Source organism: Microcoleus sp. B3-D2, from assembly GCF_036705345.1.
In the GTDB taxonomy this organism is placed as follows: Bacteria; Cyanobacteriota; Cyanobacteriia; order Cyanobacteriales; family Microcoleaceae; genus Microcoleus.
On the sequence record NZ_JAUBUG010000012.1, the window covers coordinates 71,170 to 89,068 of the forward strand.

14 protein-coding genes are annotated in these 17,899 nt (G+C 47.0%); 7 read left to right on the plus strand and 7 right to left on the minus strand.

All coding sequences use genetic code 11. The annotated features are described in order from the left end of the window. Positions 1 to 124 precede the first annotated feature (124 nt). The 3 genes from QUB14_RS07080 (at position 125) to QUB14_RS07090 (ending at position 5,027) form a co-directional block, all read left to right on the plus strand. Positions 125 to 1,129 (plus strand): LysR family transcriptional regulator, encoded by a 1,005-nt coding sequence (locus QUB14_RS07080; protein ID WP_015174889.1) that lies wholly within the window; start codon positions 125 to 127, stop codon positions 1,127 to 1,129. 139 nt (positions 1,130 to 1,268) lie between these two features. Further along, positions 1,269 to 2,729 (plus strand): serine/threonine-protein kinase, encoded by a 1,461-nt coding sequence (locus QUB14_RS07085; protein WP_333214784.1) that lies wholly within the window; start codon positions 1,269 to 1,271, stop codon positions 2,727 to 2,729. A 624-nt stretch (positions 2,730 to 3,353) separates the two neighbouring features. Further along, positions 3,354 to 5,027 (plus strand): asparagine synthase-related protein, encoded by a 1,674-nt coding sequence (locus QUB14_RS07090; RefSeq protein WP_333214786.1) that lies wholly within the window; start codon positions 3,354 to 3,356, stop codon positions 5,025 to 5,027. A gap of 374 nt (positions 5,028 to 5,401) precedes the next feature. Here QUB14_RS07090 and QUB14_RS07095 read toward each other — a convergent pair whose 3' ends face one another. Continuing rightward, positions 5,402 to 6,406 carry a zinc-dependent alcohol dehydrogenase family protein gene (locus tag QUB14_RS07095; RefSeq protein WP_190738818.1) on the minus strand — a complete coding sequence of 335 codons (1,005 nt, stop codon included), beginning with the start codon at positions 6,404 to 6,406 and terminating at the stop codon, positions 5,402 to 5,404. A 91-nt stretch (positions 6,407 to 6,497) separates the two neighbouring features. Between QUB14_RS07095 and QUB14_RS07100 the strand changes: the two genes are divergently transcribed. Both QUB14_RS07100 and QUB14_RS07105 read left to right on the plus strand, forming a co-directional pair. Next, positions 6,498 to 7,727: a transposase gene (locus tag QUB14_RS07100; protein WP_333214788.1), complete on the plus strand. Its 1,230-nt coding sequence runs from the start codon at positions 6,498 to 6,500 to the stop codon at positions 7,725 to 7,727. A gap of 174 nt (positions 7,728 to 7,901) precedes the next feature. Then, the gene (locus QUB14_RS07105) at positions 7,902 to 11,453 is read left to right on the plus strand and encodes an EAL domain-containing protein (RefSeq protein ID WP_333214790.1); all 3,552 of its coding nucleotides are present in this window, start codon (positions 7,902 to 7,904) and stop codon (positions 11,451 to 11,453) included. A gap of 50 nt (positions 11,454 to 11,503) precedes the next feature. Here QUB14_RS07105 and QUB14_RS07110 read toward each other — a convergent pair whose 3' ends face one another. The 5 genes from QUB14_RS07110 to QUB14_RS07130 form a co-directional block, all read right to left on the minus strand. Then, positions 11,504 to 11,869 (minus strand): four helix bundle protein, encoded by a 366-nt coding sequence (locus tag QUB14_RS07110; protein ID WP_333214792.1) that lies wholly within the window; start codon positions 11,867 to 11,869, stop codon positions 11,504 to 11,506. Between the two features lie 125 nt (positions 11,870 to 11,994). Further along, complete coding sequence (gene ilvN, locus QUB14_RS07115; RefSeq protein ID WP_039887977.1) at positions 11,995 to 12,513, minus strand: acetolactate synthase small subunit; 519 nt, start codon at positions 12,511 to 12,513, stop codon at positions 11,995 to 11,997. A gap of 405 nt (positions 12,514 to 12,918) precedes the next feature. Next, on the minus strand, positions 12,919 to 13,731 hold the full coding sequence (locus QUB14_RS07120; RefSeq protein ID WP_333214794.1) for a carbon-nitrogen hydrolase family protein: 813 nt from the start codon (positions 13,729 to 13,731) through the stop codon (positions 12,919 to 12,921). A gap of 258 nt (positions 13,732 to 13,989) precedes the next feature. Beyond that, positions 13,990 to 14,118: a photosystem I reaction center subunit IX gene (gene psaJ, locus QUB14_RS07125; RefSeq protein ID WP_106151078.1), complete on the minus strand. Its 129-nt coding sequence runs from the start codon at positions 14,116 to 14,118 to the stop codon at positions 13,990 to 13,992. A 117-nt stretch (positions 14,119 to 14,235) separates the two neighbouring features. Continuing rightward, positions 14,236 to 14,724: a Photosystem I reaction center subunit III gene (locus tag QUB14_RS07130; RefSeq protein ID WP_333214796.1), complete on the minus strand. Its 489-nt coding sequence runs from the start codon at positions 14,722 to 14,724 to the stop codon at positions 14,236 to 14,238. Positions 14,725 to 15,054: 330 nt separating this feature from the next. Between QUB14_RS07130 and tsaD the strand changes: the two genes are divergently transcribed. Continuing rightward, positions 15,055 to 16,128 (plus strand): tRNA (adenosine(37)-N6)-threonylcarbamoyltransferase complex transferase subunit TsaD, encoded by a 1,074-nt coding sequence (gene tsaD, locus QUB14_RS07135; protein ID WP_333214798.1) that lies wholly within the window; start codon positions 15,055 to 15,057, stop codon positions 16,126 to 16,128. A gap of 60 nt (positions 16,129 to 16,188) precedes the next feature. Beyond that, complete coding sequence (locus QUB14_RS07140; RefSeq protein ID WP_333214800.1) at positions 16,189 to 16,677, plus strand: N-acetyltransferase family protein; 489 nt, start codon at positions 16,189 to 16,191, stop codon at positions 16,675 to 16,677. A 348-nt stretch (positions 16,678 to 17,025) separates the two neighbouring features. Here QUB14_RS07140 and QUB14_RS07145 read toward each other — a convergent pair whose 3' ends face one another. Then, positions 17,026 to 17,766: an HAD family hydrolase gene (locus QUB14_RS07145; protein WP_333214802.1), complete on the minus strand. Its 741-nt coding sequence runs from the start codon at positions 17,764 to 17,766 to the stop codon at positions 17,026 to 17,028. Positions 17,767 to 17,899: the final 133 nt, after the last annotated feature.

Here is a 17,899-nt window from a genome sequence, read left to right on the forward strand (position 1 = left end):
TGACTGTTCGCTGTTCGCTGTTGACTGTTCGCTGTTGACTGTTCGCTGTTTGCTGTTCGCTGCCTACAGTCAACCGTCAACCGTCAACTGACAACTGACAACTGACAACTGACAATTTAGATATATGTCTGACCTTCCTTTCACTTTAGACCAGTTACGCATTCTCAAGGCGATCGCCTCTGAAGGAAGCTTCAAACGCGCCGCGGACAGCCTCTATGTATCCCAGCCAGCAGTTAGCTTGCAGGTGCAAAACTTAGAGAGACAGTTGGACGTGCCGCTGTTTGACCGGGGGGGGCGGCGGGCGCAACTGACCGAAGCCGGACACCTGCTGCTGAGTTACGGCGAGAAAATTTTATCGCTTTGCCAGGAAACTTGTCGAGCTCTGGAAGACTTGCAAAACCTCCAAGGCGGTACTTTGATCGTCGGCGCTTCTCAAACAACAGGAACCTATTTGCTGCCCCGGATGATCGGAATGTTTCGGCAGAAGTACCCGGATGTAGCAGTACAGCTTCACGTTCACTCGACCCGCCGCACGGCATGGAGTGTGGCCAACGGGCAAATCGATTTGGCAATTGTTGGCGGAGAGATTCCTACCGAACTTGTAGAAGCTTTAGAAATTGTTCCTTACGCTGAGGACGAACTGGCTTTAATTCTCCCTCCATCTCACCCGATGGTACAACAAGAAACTATCCAAAAAGAAGACCTTTACAAATTGCAGTTTATATCCCTCGATTCGCAGTCTACGATCCGCAAAGTAATCGATCAGGTACTGACTCGCTGCGGCATAGACACGCGCCGCTTGAAAATAGAGATGGAACTAAATTCGATCGAAGCCATTAAAAATGCCGTTCAGTCGGGGCTGGGAGCTGCTTTTGTCTCGGTTTCGGCGATCGAAAAAGAGTTGCTCATGGGCGTCTTGCACAAATCTCAAATGGACGAAGTTTTAGTAACTCGCATTTTGTCGCTGATTTACAACCCCAACCGCTACCGTTCTAAAGCAGCAGAGGCTTTCAGCAATGAAATTTTGCCCCAGTTTGCTACTTATTCGACCATCCTGGAGAAGAAAGAACCCCCGGCTCTCGATTTGGGATTCATAGAAATAGCAACTCCCAACTCGGCGGGAAGTTAATCTCTTAGGTCGCTGGCAGTTAGCAGTTCGCGGTTAGTTGAGAAATCGAAATCTGATTTAACAATCACTTTTTCTTCCCTCTTCCCTCTTCCTTCTTCCCTCTTCCTTCTTCCCTCTTCCTTCTTCTTACCAAACAAAAATGGAAGTTTACTGCACCCGACCGGGCTGCCCGCGCCCTCAAAACTTTTTTCCCGACCTCGATGACAGTTCGCGGCTGAAAACCGTGCAGCAAAAGTTTTGCACCGCTTGCGGGATGCCCATGATTTTGAGCGGGCGCTATTTGCCCGTAAGGTTGTTGGGTCAAGGCGGTTTTGGGGCGGCATTTTTGGCCAGAGACCGCTATACTCCCGCGATGCGGCAGTGCGTTGCTAAACTTTTGCAGCCGTCGGTAAGTCTGACTCCGCCCCAGCTAAAAATCGCTCAAACTCTGTTTGAACGGGAAGCGGCGGTACTGGAAGAACTGGGAAACGAACATTCCCAAATTCCGAGTTTGCTGGCTTTTTTTGAGCTGACTGTTACGAGTTTGCAGCCGGGAAAAAACGATCAGTTTTTCTATCTGGTTCAAGAATTTATTGACGGTATAAACTTGGAGGATGAACAGGCTGTTAAAGGCAGGTTTTCGGAGGCGGAAACGGTGGAGGTGCTGCGGGAAATTTTGAAGGTTCTCGATTTTGTACACTCTCGCGGTTCGATTCACCGAGATATCAAACCTGCTAATATTATGCGGGGTAAAAACGGTCGGCTTTATTTATTAGATTTTGGGGCTGTTAAACAAGTAACACAAAGTGTTGGGAGTGCAAAAGCTTCGACTGGTATTTATTCTTTGGGTTACGCTCCGCCAGAACAGATGAGCGGGCAAGAAGTTTATCCGGCAACGGATTTGTATGCTTTGGCTGTGACTTGTATTACTTTGCTGAGCGGTTTGCAGCCGACGGAGCTTTTTGATAGTTACAGAAACGAGTGGAATTGGCAGTCGCGGGTGCAGGTAAGTTCGCGTTTGGCTCACGTTCTCGATCGAATGTTATTATCAGCTCCCAGCCAGCGTTTTCAATCTGCGAGTGAGGTGGAAGCGGCTTTGATGGCTCGACCTCAACAGCCTAACATCGTGGTGCAGCCGCCGACCCTACGGACTCCGACTCCCCTACCGACTCAGCAGCTACCACCGACTCAGCAGCCTCCTGTACCTGTTCCTGCGACTCCTCCAGGAGGGCTGCAACCTTCGCAGAGAGCGACTTTTTCGATTTGGGAGGTTTTGTCGGGGGCGGCGTTTACCGGTTTTGAGGGAGGGGTGCTGGCGATCGCCCTGACGAGTTTGCTGCCATCTCCAGGCTTGAGTATCGGATTGTTGGGGATGATTGTGGCGGGTTTGATTTACGGGCAGTACCGCAGGGCGATCGAACAAACTGAGATGTTGATTATTGGTGGAGGTACTGTGGCTTTGCTGTGGTTTTTCCCGGCTTTGCAGACGGCGGCACTTGCGATTTATCCGAATTCTCCGATCACTGGCGTGTTATTTGTGGGATGGTTGGGTGCTTTGGGTGCGATCGCTGGAACAGCTATTTTCCGCTTAATTTATAAGTTACTTTCAAACGTTTTTTAATGTAATAGTCATCTCCAGAAAAGCCTGTTTTGAACAGGCAAGATGCCTGTTCCACAATAATTATGGGAGCAAAAATTAAGTGCCAAATAGTTTCCCAAACTTACCCACAGTTGATTGCTGAGAGAAAGTTCTATGTGGAAAGTGGCAGAGTTCGCAAAATTAGTAGGAGTCCTCATGTTCTACGTTACGGCGCCTTTGAAAGTGAAGGCAAGTTAATCCCTGACAGAACACTAGGAAACCAGCGCATTTACTCAGAAAGTCAGTTTACAAAAATTGGTCATACTTAACTTGACTGATTAACATTTTGGGCAGTATGATTACACCAATGCCTACAAAAGGCTTAATTATCTGGTTTGTAAACCACGGTTTTGTCAAAACTGACCAGCCTGTTACAAGGTCGAACGGGAGTCCGCGCTTCGTTAAATTGGTTGAAAATAGTGGATGACTCATAGCTAAAAGCTTCAACCAATTAGGGTGGGCTACGCCCGAATTAACGCCTGTGGACAAGAAGGGGCCGACTCCCTTGGATGAAACAGGAAGCAGACCCTTCAGAAGTAATTCTGATTGAATGGTGAGACTTAAATAAGTTTAGCCAAGTTTTGTGTAGCAGATGTCTAATTTAAAATGCAGACTCAGAAGTCTATCTACCCGAATTGGGTCATTGCTTGGGGCCCTGCAGCCCGATCGCGCCCTGCAACTTGGGAAACTTCCGGTTTTGCCATAATCGGAGCTGAACCCACCTTCAGCCCCGATCAGCGATTTGTGCTGGTAGGTGACTGCTGCTTCGATCGCACCCCCACGCTCAAACAACAGATTGACACAGATGGATTGACCGATTTGGCGATCGTCGGGCGGCTATGGGAACAGTCAGGCCCTCAAACTTTGAGCTTACTGGAAGGACAATTTGCCCTTGCTGTGTGGGATAGAGACGAGCAAACCTTGTGTCTGGGGCGCGATCGCGTGGGAGCCAAAACGCTCTATTACACCCGTGCAGGAACGACTCGCTGGATCGCGCCTCGACTGCGATCGCTCAATCCGTATCACGATCGAGAACTTGATTTAGTTGCTTTGCGCGACTATTTGTGCTGTGCATTTGTACCCGGAGCACAAACGCTGTGGGAAGGCGTGCGAGAGTTGCGGCCCGGTAGCTACCTGTACTTACCCGATATTGAGGCGCAGAGATACTGGCAGCCACAGGAGCAAATTACTAACGCCGATCGCCCTTTGGAATGGCACAGTCAACAAGTGCGATCGCTTTTGGAACAACTGGTGCAGGAAGCGCTACCAGCGGGAGAACCAGTCGCAGCATATCTTTCGGGTGGTATTGATTCAAGTTGCGTCACGGCGATCGCCACAAGGCTGCACGATCGCCCGGTACACACTTTTTCGATGCACTTTGGCGCTCAATATCCCAGCGAGATTGAATTTGCCAACATCGTCGCAGCACATTGTGGCACTGAGCACCATATTTTAGAAGTTTCGCCAAAACAAATTTGGGAGTTGCTACCGGAAACGCTGGCGGCGATGGATGATCCGGTGGGGGAAGGCTTGACGGTTCCCAATTTGCTGCTGGGGCGATCGGCAAAGCAATTCGCAGACGTGGTACTGAATGGCGAAGGCGGCGATCCGTGCTTTGGCGGGCCGAAAAATAAGCCGATGCTGCTGAATAGTTTGTACGGTTCGGTTCAGGTTAAAGCCGAGCCGATCGCAGCTTACTTGACTTCGTTTCAAAAATGCTATGTGGATTTGCCACGTTTGCTGAAGCCGGAGGTTTGGGAAAAGGTGAAGAATGCGCCTTCCGTCTTTGCTGAGGAATTGCAACAGACAGAAACGACGTTTTTGAATCGGCTGATGCGGCTCAACATTGAGTTTAAAGGAGCCGATTACATTTTGACCAAGGTGAATAATCTCACGGCTGCGGCGGGACTAAAAGCTCGATCGCCCCTATTCGATGCGCGGATGGTGGCGCTGAGTTTGCAAATTCCGCCAGAATATAAGCTTTCGGGCGCGCAGGAAAAAGCGGTTCTCAAGGCTGCTGTGGCGGATTTGCTGCCCGATGTCATTGTCAACCGTCCGAAAAGTGGGATGGTGATGTCGATGCAGCAGTGGTTTTTGAGGGATTGGCAGCGGCAAGCGCGATCGTTGCTGCTGAATCGTCATGCGGCGATCGCGCCTTACCTCGATCGAACACTAATCCGCGAGTGGCTAAACTATCGTGGAGAAGTTTTTCCCCGCTATGGACTGAAGCTGTGGCTGCTGGTGACGCTGGAAATTTGGTTACAAGTGAATCGCCGTTAGTTATTCACAATTAGGACACGCCGCCGTGCCTTGCGTCGTGTCAACTTCAGCACTTAACCCCCAAATTTCTCGATCGACAGCGGCATTTTTCCTATGGGGTTTTCGCTCTTGTTTATATAGCAATCCTCGCATCATTTGTGTAATTCTTGTAGGGGCAAACCCCCCGTGGTTGCCCCATGAGGCCGGGGTAGGCAAAGAAAGGCACTACCCCTACATCTTTTTACGACTCCTGCAATGATTGCTATAGTTCTCTTGCGATGATTATGGGATGTTTGGTTTCACCCTTTTTAAATTCGCCAACAGTCTCGGGAAAATCGCCCCCAATTCTCAATCGCCTGCGATTCTTCAACCCGCAAATTTAACCATCCGCATTTTTAACCCCCAATTTCAAGCACTATTTTACCAGTTACTGAGCCTGTTTCTAACAGTTCGTGAGCGGCTTGCGCTTCTTCGAGAGGGAAAGTTTTGCTGACGTGAATTTTTAGCAAGTTGCGATCGCACAAACGAGCACACTTCTGCAAAATATGAGCCTGCTGTTCCTGTTCCTCCACCAAACCTTCCAGCATCGGTGTTAACATTAATTCCAGACTAATTCTCAGATTCCGCATTCTCGCTGTTTTCAAATTGCCCAAAGCTGGATCGGGTTCCAAAATGGTTACCAAATCTCCATAAATCTTCACAGCCGGAATAGTTTGGTAAAAAGTTTCTCCCCCGACTGTATCGAAAGCCAAATCAACTCCTTGTCCTTGAGTCCAAGTCAAAACCTCATCGACAACATTGGTATTTTTGTATAAAATAACTGAATCTGCACCTAAGGGCTTGACAAAATTGGCTTTTTCCTCAGAACTGACAGTCGTGCAAACCTCTGCCCCCTGCAACTTCGCCAACTGTACCGCGACGTGGCCGACACCGCCTGCACCAGCTTGAATCAGCACTTTTTGGCCGGCTTGCAAGCGCCCTCGATCGTACAGCGATTCCCAAGCTGTAATTAAAACTAACGGTGCCGCCGCCGCCTCAACAAAACTTAAAGCAGCAGGCTTGAGGGCGAGAAAGCGTTCGTTTACAACGGCAAACTCAGCATAAGTACCGATCGACCCGCCCAAACCGCCATTGCAGAAAAAAACCTCGTCTCCCACTTGGAAACTTTGCACACCAGCACCGACAGCCTCTACGACTCCAGCACCGTCGCACCCCAAAACGTGAGCAGCTTTATCGGGGTAAAAAGTGCCGCGCGATCGCAACTTAGTATCGATCGGATTGATACCCGCCGCTCGCAAGCGTACCAAAACATCAGTTTCTGTTTGTATAGTAGGGGCGGGGATATCTTGCAGCTTCAATACGGACGGGCTTCCGGGCGTTTGAAAAACGATCGCTTTCATCATGGGTGTTACACTAGATCGGATAATCCCTAGACTTTATTGTATATTGCTTAGCAAAGCAACAAAAAACTTTTCGTTTATCTCAAAATTTATGATTGTTGTTGAAAGGCCTTACATAGATGGACAGCATCAGTTTTATAAACAGTTTGATGACTTATCGATTCTGTCGATAAATCTCTACAATCAGGGTAAATATTATATGAGAAAATACTTTTTTACTTCTGGATCTAAAGTTGGTAGTACCAGAATTATCAGACAGTTATCTGCCATCTTAAAACCTACATACGGCTCTCAATCATTTGCTAAAATTAGCAATCAAGTTCTCAAACAATTTCTTCACGATAGGGAGGATTGCCAAAAGTCAAGAATAGCTTATGACCGAAATCTACCTCGATTTTCATTTCTCCCCAGCCTCCCCCAATACCAAGATAAAATCTGGGACCGTAAATTGTTCATTCATGATAACCAATCGCTAGAAAAAAGGGGAGGTGACAAAAATAATGAACTACTTCATTTATCTCAAAATGACATAATAATTTCTACAAACTTTCCAAATTTAATCAAGGTAAGGAGAGGTTTTACAGCAGCGATATACTTTATTAAGTTTGCCAATCAAAAGCCTGTAACGTTGGTGGATTTAAATTGCCACCTCAGACCAGGTAGACATTTAGGGATTGATAACCTCGTAGTTTTGGCATCCAATAACCCAACAGTTACTCCAACTATATATGATAAAAAACATCTCAAATCAATTAATCAAGGTTTCAATCAGCGCCGAGCATTTTTACAGTCAAAACTTGACCAGGGAAAATCTACCACGCGCCAAATCCAGCAAATCACCTTTAATCGAAACAAGCGATTAGAAAACTACCTTCATCAAACCACCATTTTGATTATCAAGCGGTTGGTGGATGAGAAAATAATTCCGTTAATTGTTGGTACAAATGTGAGGAATAAACAATATATAAAATTACAAAACAAGCATAAGAATTTTGTAGTAATTCCTCCTACCCAGCTCATAAAATTTATTACTTACCAAACTGCGTTATTCGGTATCAAGGTAATAGTTACACAAGCATCTTATACAAATAAGCGCAGGTTTGGGGATTTAGAGCCTGTAGGTAAGCAAGAGTCTTACCAGGGTAAGAGAGGTAAACGAGGGTGGTTTAGGTTTTTCAAGGAAAGTCGGATTAATGCTGATGTGAATGCAGCGTTAAATACGATTATAAAAGTAAACGCAAACTCACCCTTAGAGGAGTGCCACAACCGTATATATATGTCTGCCATTTCACCTGTACGGGTTTATCCTGTACGAAAATAACCACAAAAAGTTCGGTAATGCCAAGTATTGCCCGGTTTTTTGTGAACTGCTAACTCTCTTGTCGCTTTTACGGCGATCTGACCTTGTATTCGTTACTCATCCGTGGCGATACTTAGTTATTTTTAAATAGATTGGCTTCAGATAACTACAACAATTGTCGAGCGGTGCTAATCGATGTTCGAGCTAGATTTATTTTTTTACTTTGAGATTCTTGTATATCTTCTGGGATTATCGGCGACTTTAGCCTTGGTGTCCGTGATTTATCTCAAGTGCCACCGAAGGCCATCTAGTCTACCGCTAGCCCAAGAGCAACGGCAGTTGGCAGAATTAAAGCCCAACGATTTATCTGCGGGATTGAAAATGCGGAAAAACTTTTTGACTTTCCCGAACTCAAATCTGTGGCCGGCAACTGACAGCTTCTTGGGTAAAGTTTTAGGTATGGGCCGCGCTGTATTCTTCGCCAAGCAAGAGCGTCTAAGCGTGAATTCTTCGCCTGTTGTGGGGCCTGGAACCTGCAAAAGCCTAAGTCTGGGCATTTCGGGTTCGATGGGAGAAAATCTCGATCGCCCGAATGCCGAGAATCCTCCCAAAGTTACTGCTTCCGAGCAATTAGAGGAACATTTGCTGGGCGAAATCCTAGCAGCTACTGATTCGCCGGGGGGAGCTGAATTCTTTGATGCCTTAGTTTGCCACTTAGCCTCAGCACTAGGAGTTCGCACCGCCGTCGCTGCCCAATCGATTAAGTCGAAGGCACGCACCAATGCTGCGGCCAATAGATTGCAACTTATCAGTTTTTGGAGCGACGGACAGCAGCAGCAGCAGCCAAACTTTGAGTGCGACACCGCCAATACTCCCGAAGCGCGGGTGCTGGAGGCGGGAATGTATTCGTGTCCCGACTACCTCTGGGAAACCTTTCCAGAAGACCGCAGACCGATAGTTACAGGTGCGCGCAGTTTCCTGGGAGTCTTGCTGAAAAACTCTTACGGGGAACCTTTAGGCATTATTTGTATTTTTCACGATCGACCCCTGGTCGAAGCACATCTTGCCAAATTCCGATTAATTCTCAGCATCTTTGCCGGACGGGCCGCCGCCGAATTAGAGCGGCAGCGCCTAGAAGCAGCACTGTCCACTGTAGAAGCGAAATACTGCGCGCTGGTAGAACAAATGCCCGCTGTCACCTACATTTCTCCCCTCAACCGCAAGGCGGCCAAACTTTACATCAGCCCGCAAATTGAGACTTTTCTAGGTTATTCTGTAGCTGAATGGAGAGCAGATCCCGACCTGTGGCTGAAACTCGTTCACCCAGAAGACCGTGACCGCGTGTTAGTTGAAAACGCCACACAGAAATTCACTGATGGAGAAGATATCTTCTGCGAGGGGTCGCTGGTTTCAGAATACCGCGCGATCGCCCGCAACGGTCGAGTCGTCTGGTTCCGCGATCAAGCGACCGCAGTTCGCGATGAAGCAAGCAAGTCTGTCATTCTTCAAGGGGCAATGTTTGACATCACAGAGACTAAAGTAGCAGCCAGCGCGCTGCTAGAAAGCGAATACCGCTATTACACCTTGGCAAAAATACTGCCGGTGGGGATTTTCCGCGCCGACGCTGCTGGAGATTGCTTGTACGTCAATGAGCGATTTTTGGAGATGGCGGGACTGACTGCGCTAAAGGCAATAGGCGAAGGTTGGGCACAAAGTGTGCATCCGGAAGACCGCGAGCGTGTTTTGAGCCAGTGGTATCGCGCTGTCACAGACAAGTTGCCCTGTAAGTTAGAGTACCGTTTTTGCAAGGGTGACTTCACAACCTGGGTCTTTTGGCAAGCAGTGCCAGAAATGACCAAAAGCGGTGAAGTTCTAGGCTATCTCGTCACGTTGACGGATATCACCGATCGCAAGCAGGCAGAATTCGCGCTGCAACAGGCGGAAGAGAAATACCGCAGTATCTTTGAAAATGCGATCGAAGGCATTTTTCAGACAACGCCCGACGGACGCTACCTCAGCGCTAACCCTGCTTTGGCGAGAATTTACGGCTACGAGTCGGCCGCCGAATTGATCGCGAATATCCAAGACATAGACCGCCAACTTTACGTCGATCCCAACCGGCGGGTCGAGTTTTTGCGCGCGATCGAAAAACACGGTTTTGTGTCTGAGTTCGAGTCCCAAGTTTACCGGGCTGACGGCACTACTATCTGGGTTTCCGAGAACGGCCGGGCAGTTCGCGACCCTGACGGAAATTTACTTTACTACGAAGGCACTGTCGAAGATATTACCCTCCGCAAAATAGCAGAAGATAAGTTAGTACACGATGCTTTGCACGATATGCTAACCGGTTTGCCCAACCGAGCTTTATTTATGGATCGCTTGGGGCACGCGATCGCTCTTTCAAAACGCCGTCCCGAGATTTTGTTTGCGGTGCTGTTTATCGATCTCGATCGCTTTAAGGTTGTTAACGACAGTTTGGGGCATTTAGTGGGCGATCGGTTGCTGATCGCGATCGCCCAGCGCCTGGGAATCTGTTTGCGGGCTGGAGATACTGTTGCCCGTCTCGGCGGCGACGAATTTGCTATTTTGCTGGAAAATATCAAAAGCACCGAGGATGCGATCGTGATTGCCGAACGAGTGCAAGCGGAACTGGCAGAGCCTTTTTACCTTAACGAGTATCAAGTTTTTACCAGTGCTAGCATTGGGATTGTTTGTTCTGGTTTTCCTACGTATCCAAGGGAAACCAGCAAACTGTCGAGCCTCGAAAATCTGGGAAATATCGATCGGGAAACTTCTTTGTCTTGCTTATCTTCCGACTCTCCTGTTCCCCCTGCCCCCTTACCCATGTTGTACGATCGACCTGAAGAACTGCTCCGAGATGCAGATGCTGCCATGTATCATGCGAAGGGATTGGGCAAAGCTCGCCACGAAGTTTTTGACTTAAGTATGCACACTCGCGCCGTCGCCCTTTTGCAACTGGAAAACGACCTGCGACGCGCTTTAGACTCCCAGGAATTTCAGCTTTACTATCAGCCCATCGTCTCTCTAATCAGCGGTAAAATCAGCGGTTTTGAAGCGCTGCTGCGGTGGTATCACCCGCAGCGGGGTGTCGTATCTCCTGGCGAGTTTATTTTAGTAGCTGAAGAAACTAGATTGATTATACCTATGGGCTGGTGGATGATGCGATCGGCTTGCCGTCAGATCCACGAGTGGCACGAAACATTCCCAACAAATCCGCCGCTGACTGTCAGCGTCAACCTTTCTAACCAACAATTTAAACAACCGGATTTAATCGATCGCATACGCGAAATTTTACAAGAAACTCAGCTTGACCCCCGCAGTTTAAAGTTAGAAATTACTGAAGGCGTCATCATGGAAAATGCCGAATCAGCAGTCGCTATCCTCGCGGAATTGAAAAAATTAGAAATTCAATTATATATTGACGATTTCGGCACTGGCTATTCTTCTTTAAGCCGCCTGCACACTTTTCCAACTGATGCTTTAAAAATTGATCGAGCTTTTGTTAGCCGCATGACTGAAGATGAAGGCAACGAAGCCATCGTACAGACAATTTTAATTTTAGCCAGTCATTTAGGTATGGATGTAATTGCTGAAGGAATCGAAACCAGCGAACAGCTTAATTTACTCAGAGCGCTGCAATGCGAATACGGACAAGGATACTTTTTCTCAAAGCCGATAGACAGCATGGCAGCCACACTTTTGATAGAAAGTCAACCTAAATGGTAATTGGATTGTTGACGGTTGACTGTTGACGGTTGACTGTTGACGGTTGACTGTTAACCTTTGGCTTTTTGTTTGAGTGAATTAAGATAGGCATTCAGTTTTGGGGAAAGTTCATTTAATAAGGGATGCAGGCGATCGCTCTGTTCTTGAGTTAAAAGATTTCGAGCGTAGGCAAGTCTTAACCAGTGTCTTGTTTCGTTTAATGAGCCTCTGGCAATTTTAACAAAACGCTGATTATCTTGGCAGCTATAGCGTCCATGTCCTTCTGCAATATTAGCACCAACACTATCAGCCGATCGCACTATTTGTTTGCCCATCGTATCCTTCGTAAACTCGTCCCATTTTTTAACAATAAACCATATTTCGTTTGATATTTTTTCAGCTAATTGATAAACTTGTAGCTGTTGAAAGCTTTCCATATTAGCTTCTTTAAATAATTAATAGCCAACAATTAATTAATAACCCATACAAGTTAACCGTGAACAGTCAACCGTCAACCGTCAACCGTGAACAGTCAACAGTCAACAGTCAACCGTCAACTTCCTTAAAGTTTCGCTTCCAAAGACTTGAGAAACTCAGTATTGACCCCCGACTCCCGCGTCAGGGCAATTTTCCCAGTACGAGCAATTTCCTTAATCCCAAATCTATTTAGAACCTGGACGATCGCCACCATTTTACCGGGATCTCCCACAACTTCCAATGTCAGCGTATCATCACCAATATCCACAACTCGCGCTCTAAAAATTTGAGCTAACTCAATTATCTCCGATCGCGTCCCGCTAGCAGCATTAACTTTCAGCAACATCAACTCCCGTTCCACACAGGGAATTTCCGTTATATCCTGAACTTTAAGCACGTTAATCAACTTGTACAGTTGCTTTGTCAACTGCTCGATAATTTGGTCATCTCCCGGTACAACCATCGTAATCCGAGACACTCCCCCTTGTTCCGCCGGGCCAACGGCCAGACTTTCAATATTAAAACCCCGACGGGCAAACAAACCAGCAATTCGAGTGAGGACACCCGCTTCATCTTCAACTAAAACCGAAAGAGTGTGTTTCATTTATCCCAAAAAGACGCATTTCGTGCAATTCTACTTTCGCCAATTCGCCTTTTAGCAGAAGTGCACGCCCATTGAACCTGCATTAGATATTTTATCGTGAGTTATTGGCCGTTCATCTCCTGGGAAAAAAACCCTCGATCAATTTCGCTTTTACCCGTCTCGATCCCCCTAAATCCCCCTTAAGAAGGGGGACTTTGATAACACTCCTGTCCCCCCCTTCTTAAGGGGGGTTAGGGGGGATCGGCTTTATCTCAACCGTAAACCCGCCCCAACTCAGTTCTGGGCGCACACGATCTAAGTTTTTTTGTGTACGAACCGACACAATTCCTCGCTAGAATAAAAACTTTTCAGGTCTTGTCGTTGACGGGGACTGAAATTTGGAGATTAATTAATCTCCAAATTCCTTCAAATAAAAACCCGGTGTTGCAGCGACGGCATCTGGCGGCGGACTTGTTCTAATCTATCGGGATTAATTTCTGCGATCGCCACACCCGGTTCCTCTCCAGCATCCGCCAAAACCGTACCCCAAGGGTCTACAATCATCGCGTGACCGTGTGTTTGACGGCGGCCGTAGTGGCGGCCAGTTTGTGCAGGGGCGATCGTATAACAAGTATTTTCGATCGCCCTAGCTTGCAACAAAACCTTCCAGTGATCCTTGCCAGTGTAAGCAGTAAACGCCGCCGGCACGAACAAAATATCAGCCCCCTTGTACGACAAATGCCTGTACACTTCCGGGAACCGCACGTCATAGCACACCGAAAGTCCCAGCGTCCCCAACTCCGGCGACACATAAACCGACGGCAAATCTTCACCAGCTTTCACAGTGTTCGATTCCCTGTAAGTAATGCCGTCGGGAACATCCACATCGAACAAATGTACTTTTCTGTACCTTGCCACTTCAGTGCCGTTTGGGTCTACCAGCAAACAAGTATTGTATACCTTCCCCCCTGCAGTCGGCACTGGAAATCCGCCGCCCAGAATCGTTACCTGGAACCGTTGGGCCATCGTTTTGAGGAATTTTTCGCTTTGGAGTCCGATCGCCTCTGCTGAAGCAATCTTTTCCTCCTCTTCTCCCATAAACGAGAAATTTTCTGGTAAGGAAACTAACTCCGCACCCCGACGCACTGCCAGGTCGATTAATTCCTCTGCCTGAACCAAATTTTTTTGCAGGTCAGGCAAGCTAGTCATTTGAATTGCTGCGGCGATATAAGACTTCATCGATTCACAATATTAGTCAATAGTCAATAGTCATTAGTCATTAGTCATTAGTCATTAATCATTAGTCATTGGTAACTAATTTGATAACTAAATAGTTGATATCCTTGGATTTTACCTATTTATGCGCTGTCTAGCATGAACTGGTATGGTTTGAGAGTTTTGATATTTGAGTTTTAAATTAACCTGTAACTCATAATTCAAAAATCAAAACTCTCAACTTTTAACTCCTAGGTTTTGCAACCTAATTTCCCTCAAATCTTAAGGCATCGGATGGAAAAGCAGGTCGGGGAAAAAGCGGTTAAATTCAATTAAAGCCGCGCCTTGAATAGATAGCCAAAGGATAGCCAATACTGGTGCGGTCGAAAGAAACTTGACAAAGTATTGCATGAATTCTGCTCCTGAAAATTCGAGACAGTTGGTAATTGCCGATCGGTCTACGCCTAATTGCTACTTTGCAGTTAATTACTTAACTGTTAGCTATTAGCTCTTCTCCATTTCCCAATTTTAGCGGGGGGAAACAGTAATTTCGTCTTCCTTGGCAAACATTTCACCGCTGGTGATTGATGTGATAGCTGCCAGAGGCCATAAAACGCCGCTCAGCATACATTTGATGGCCAAAGGAACGTCGATAATAATCTCTTTTTCCTCTGGTGTTGCTGATTTTTTGGTAACTTGCAGATAAGAACGGCCCACCCAACCAATCCAACCTGCCATATACAAGAACAGTATGCTAGGAATCAAAAAGTCCCCTGCTCTGCTCAAGTTGCCGTCTACGATTAAGTGCGGGTATCCTTCCGGGCCGCACATAGCTTGAGAATAGCGATCGAATCGTGCTTTCGCAGATGCCGGGTCGCCATTCGTAGAACGCGCATTTTTAGCCAGTTCCTGGAATTCGGGAGAGTCTTTGCACGGCACTAAATTGTAAGCCGAAGCAACTGGAGCAAAACTGAACCAGACACTCAACACTAAAATTGCAGCAAACAATCGTCGCATGGAATTGTTTCCTTTTGTTACAAAACAATAAGTTTTTGTACAAGCATTTCAACTTGCCAATCTGGAACCCAGATTACCGTGTTTGTTGACAGTGTAAAGTATCCATCATTGATGTGGCAAATCCCAATAGAATGAGGGATTCGCGTTTTGATAGGTCAATGCTGAGCTAGCAATGCCGCGAGGATATTCCTTCATTGCATCAGATGATGGCCTTACCTGTCGATCGGGCAAAAATCCCTTAACAATAACCTGAGTACAGGTAGAGCGGGGGACTTGCGCCGAATTAGTTAAGCTAGCAATAACTAACCTATCAAATAAAATTACCAGTTAATGGCAACCATTTTCGCAATCGAAACAAGTTGTGACGAAACAGCAGCAGCAATTGTTAAGAATCGTCAAGTTTGCAGCAATGTTGTAGCATCGCAAATTAAAATCCACGAGCAGTTTGGCGGAGTAGTGCCGGAAGTGGCTTCGCGGAGTCACCTAGAAATGCTAAATCAGGTAATTGCCCAGTGTCTCGGCGAAGCAAACCTGAGTTGGTCAGAAATTGACGGCATTGCAGCGACTTGTGCCCCCGGTTTAGTAGGTGCATTGTTAGTCGGGCTGACAGCGGCGAAAAGCTTGGCAATAGTCCATCAAAAACCTTTTTTAGGCGTCCACCACCTCGAAGGGCACATCTACGCTTCTTACCTTACCGAACCCGACTTGCAGCCACCGTTTTTGTGTTTGTTAGTTTCCGGGGGACACACTAGCTTTATTTACGTCAAAGATTGCGGCGTTTATGAAACTGTAGGACACACGCGCGACGACGCCGCCGGCGAAGCTTTTGATAAAGTTGCGAGACTGTTGCAGCTAGGATATCCCGGCGGGCCGCTGATTGACAAATTGGCCGCCCTTGGCAATCCCCAAGCATACCCTCTACCAGAAGGCAGAATTTCTTTGCCTGGTGGCGGCTACCATCCTTACGACAGCAGTTTTAGCGGCTTGAAAACCGCAGTTTTGCAATTAGTGCAGAAACTCAAGAAACAAAATAACAATGTGGGTGCGGAAGGCATCTTGCCTGACTCTACAATTAATGATATTGCTGCCAGCTTTCAGGAAACAGTAGCCAAGGGTTTAACAAAAAGAGCGATCGACTGCGCCGTAAATTTCGGGCTTACCACTATTGTAGTGGGGGGCGGAGTTGCAGCAAACAGCGGACTGCGAAAAAATTTACAAGCAGCAGCCACAAAACACAACTTGCGAGTATTGTTTCCGCCATTAAAATATTGTACAGACAACGCAGCAATGATCGGCTGTGCGGCGGCAGAACACTTGCAGCGAGGACACACATCGCCGCTGACTTTGGGAGCAAATTCGCGGATGGCCCTCAGCGATATTATGGAACTGTACAATACTCATTAGTTATTAGTCATTAGTTAACAGTTAACAGCCAACAGTCAACAGTCAACCCTCAACCCAACGATGAAAATCCGCGACGCAGAAGAAAGCGATTTGCCAGCAATTGTCCAAATATATAACACAGCAATCCCGGGCAGAATGGCCACAGCAGATTTAAAACCAGTCTCAGTCGAAAGCCGCCTCCCTTGGTACAGAGAACACTGCCCCACTTCCTGGCCGATTTTGGTAATGGAATCAGAACAAAATATTGTTGGCTGGCTGAGTTTTCAGCTTTTTTACGGACGCGCCGCCTATCAGCATACAGCAGAAGTTAGCATCTACGTCGCACCCGATCGCCAACGCTGCGGAATCGGACAAAATTTATTGCAATCGGCAATTGTGCGGAGTCCAGAATTGAAGCTTAAAACTCTCATAGGAATAATTTTTGCTCACAATCAGCCCAGTGTAAGATTGTTTGAGAAATTTGGCTTTCAGCGGTGGGGATATCTGCCGCAAGTTGCCGAACTTGACGGTGTTGAAAGAGATGTCGTAATTCTCGGTTTGCGTTGTTAGCTGTAGGGAAACGGCAATGCCAATTGGTGTCAACTTAAACTGTCAGTCCGCCCAATCCTTCCGTCCGCCCGTCAGTCCGCCAGGGAATGAATTCCCTGTCTAATAGCGAAAGTCCTCTTAAGAGGACTAATGAATCTTAAATTTTTCTTCTCAGTCCTCTTAAGAGGACTTTAGCTTTGAGGCAGGGGTTTCAACCCCTGCCGGACTATCGGTTGTACGTTAAGTTGTCACCAATGGGCTCTTGGAGTGTCCTAATTTGAAGGAAACGACAACACCGTGTCTTGATTTGTAGGGAAACGGCAATGCCGTGTCCTAATGTGGAGGAAATGGCATTGCCGTTCCTCTACCTCAATCTGCTAAAATTTTAATTTCATCCAAAGATGCGATCGCCACATCAGCATTTTCCAAATGACTAACCTGGGCCTTCCCCCAACAAATCCCGATACAACCAGCCGCGCCCGCATTTTTACCCATCTGAATATCGCCCGCTGAATCTCCCACCATCAAAGTTGCTGCGGGATTTACTCCGAGTTTCTCACAAGCTTCCAAAAACAATTTCGGATCGGGTTTGTGAACCGTTGAATCCACTCCCATTTCTAACTGAATGTAGTCACCTAATGCGTGGTGTTTCACAAATTTCTGCACAACCTCCGTCGTAGCCGCCGAAAGAATTCCCAGCTTTAAACCAGCTTCCGAAAGATATTTCAGCACCTCCAAACTGCCGACAAATAAAGGAGAAACAGCACTATTTTTAAACATTTCGTCAGCTTCGTCAAAAGCGCGGCGCGCAATAGTTAAAGATTCCAGCCATCCGCGGCCGGTTTCCGCGATGTATCCCGCTGCAACAATCTCATTTTCCCTGCGACTACCGACTGCTAGCAAGCCCGTGGGGTCGATGCTGCCGCTTTCGATGCCGAAAGCCATTTGTAAAGGCTCTCCAACGCCCGGAATTTGAGCGTCTGCGAGGCGCGATCGCTTCATCCCCAAGAGTCTCAAAAATTCTTGAGAATCCTCTAGAGTGCCGTCTTTGTCAAAGATTACGGCTTCGATATTTGAGAAGGTAATACCCCGACATTTAATATTTACCAAGAATCTGAACTCCGTAATTTTTATATTTTTTTCTATTTTCCCATATTGCGCTATTTTTGGCAATTCTTAATTGCCCGCAATCGTTGTGTTACTACAAAATCCTGATACAACATTAGACATCTCCAATAATTAT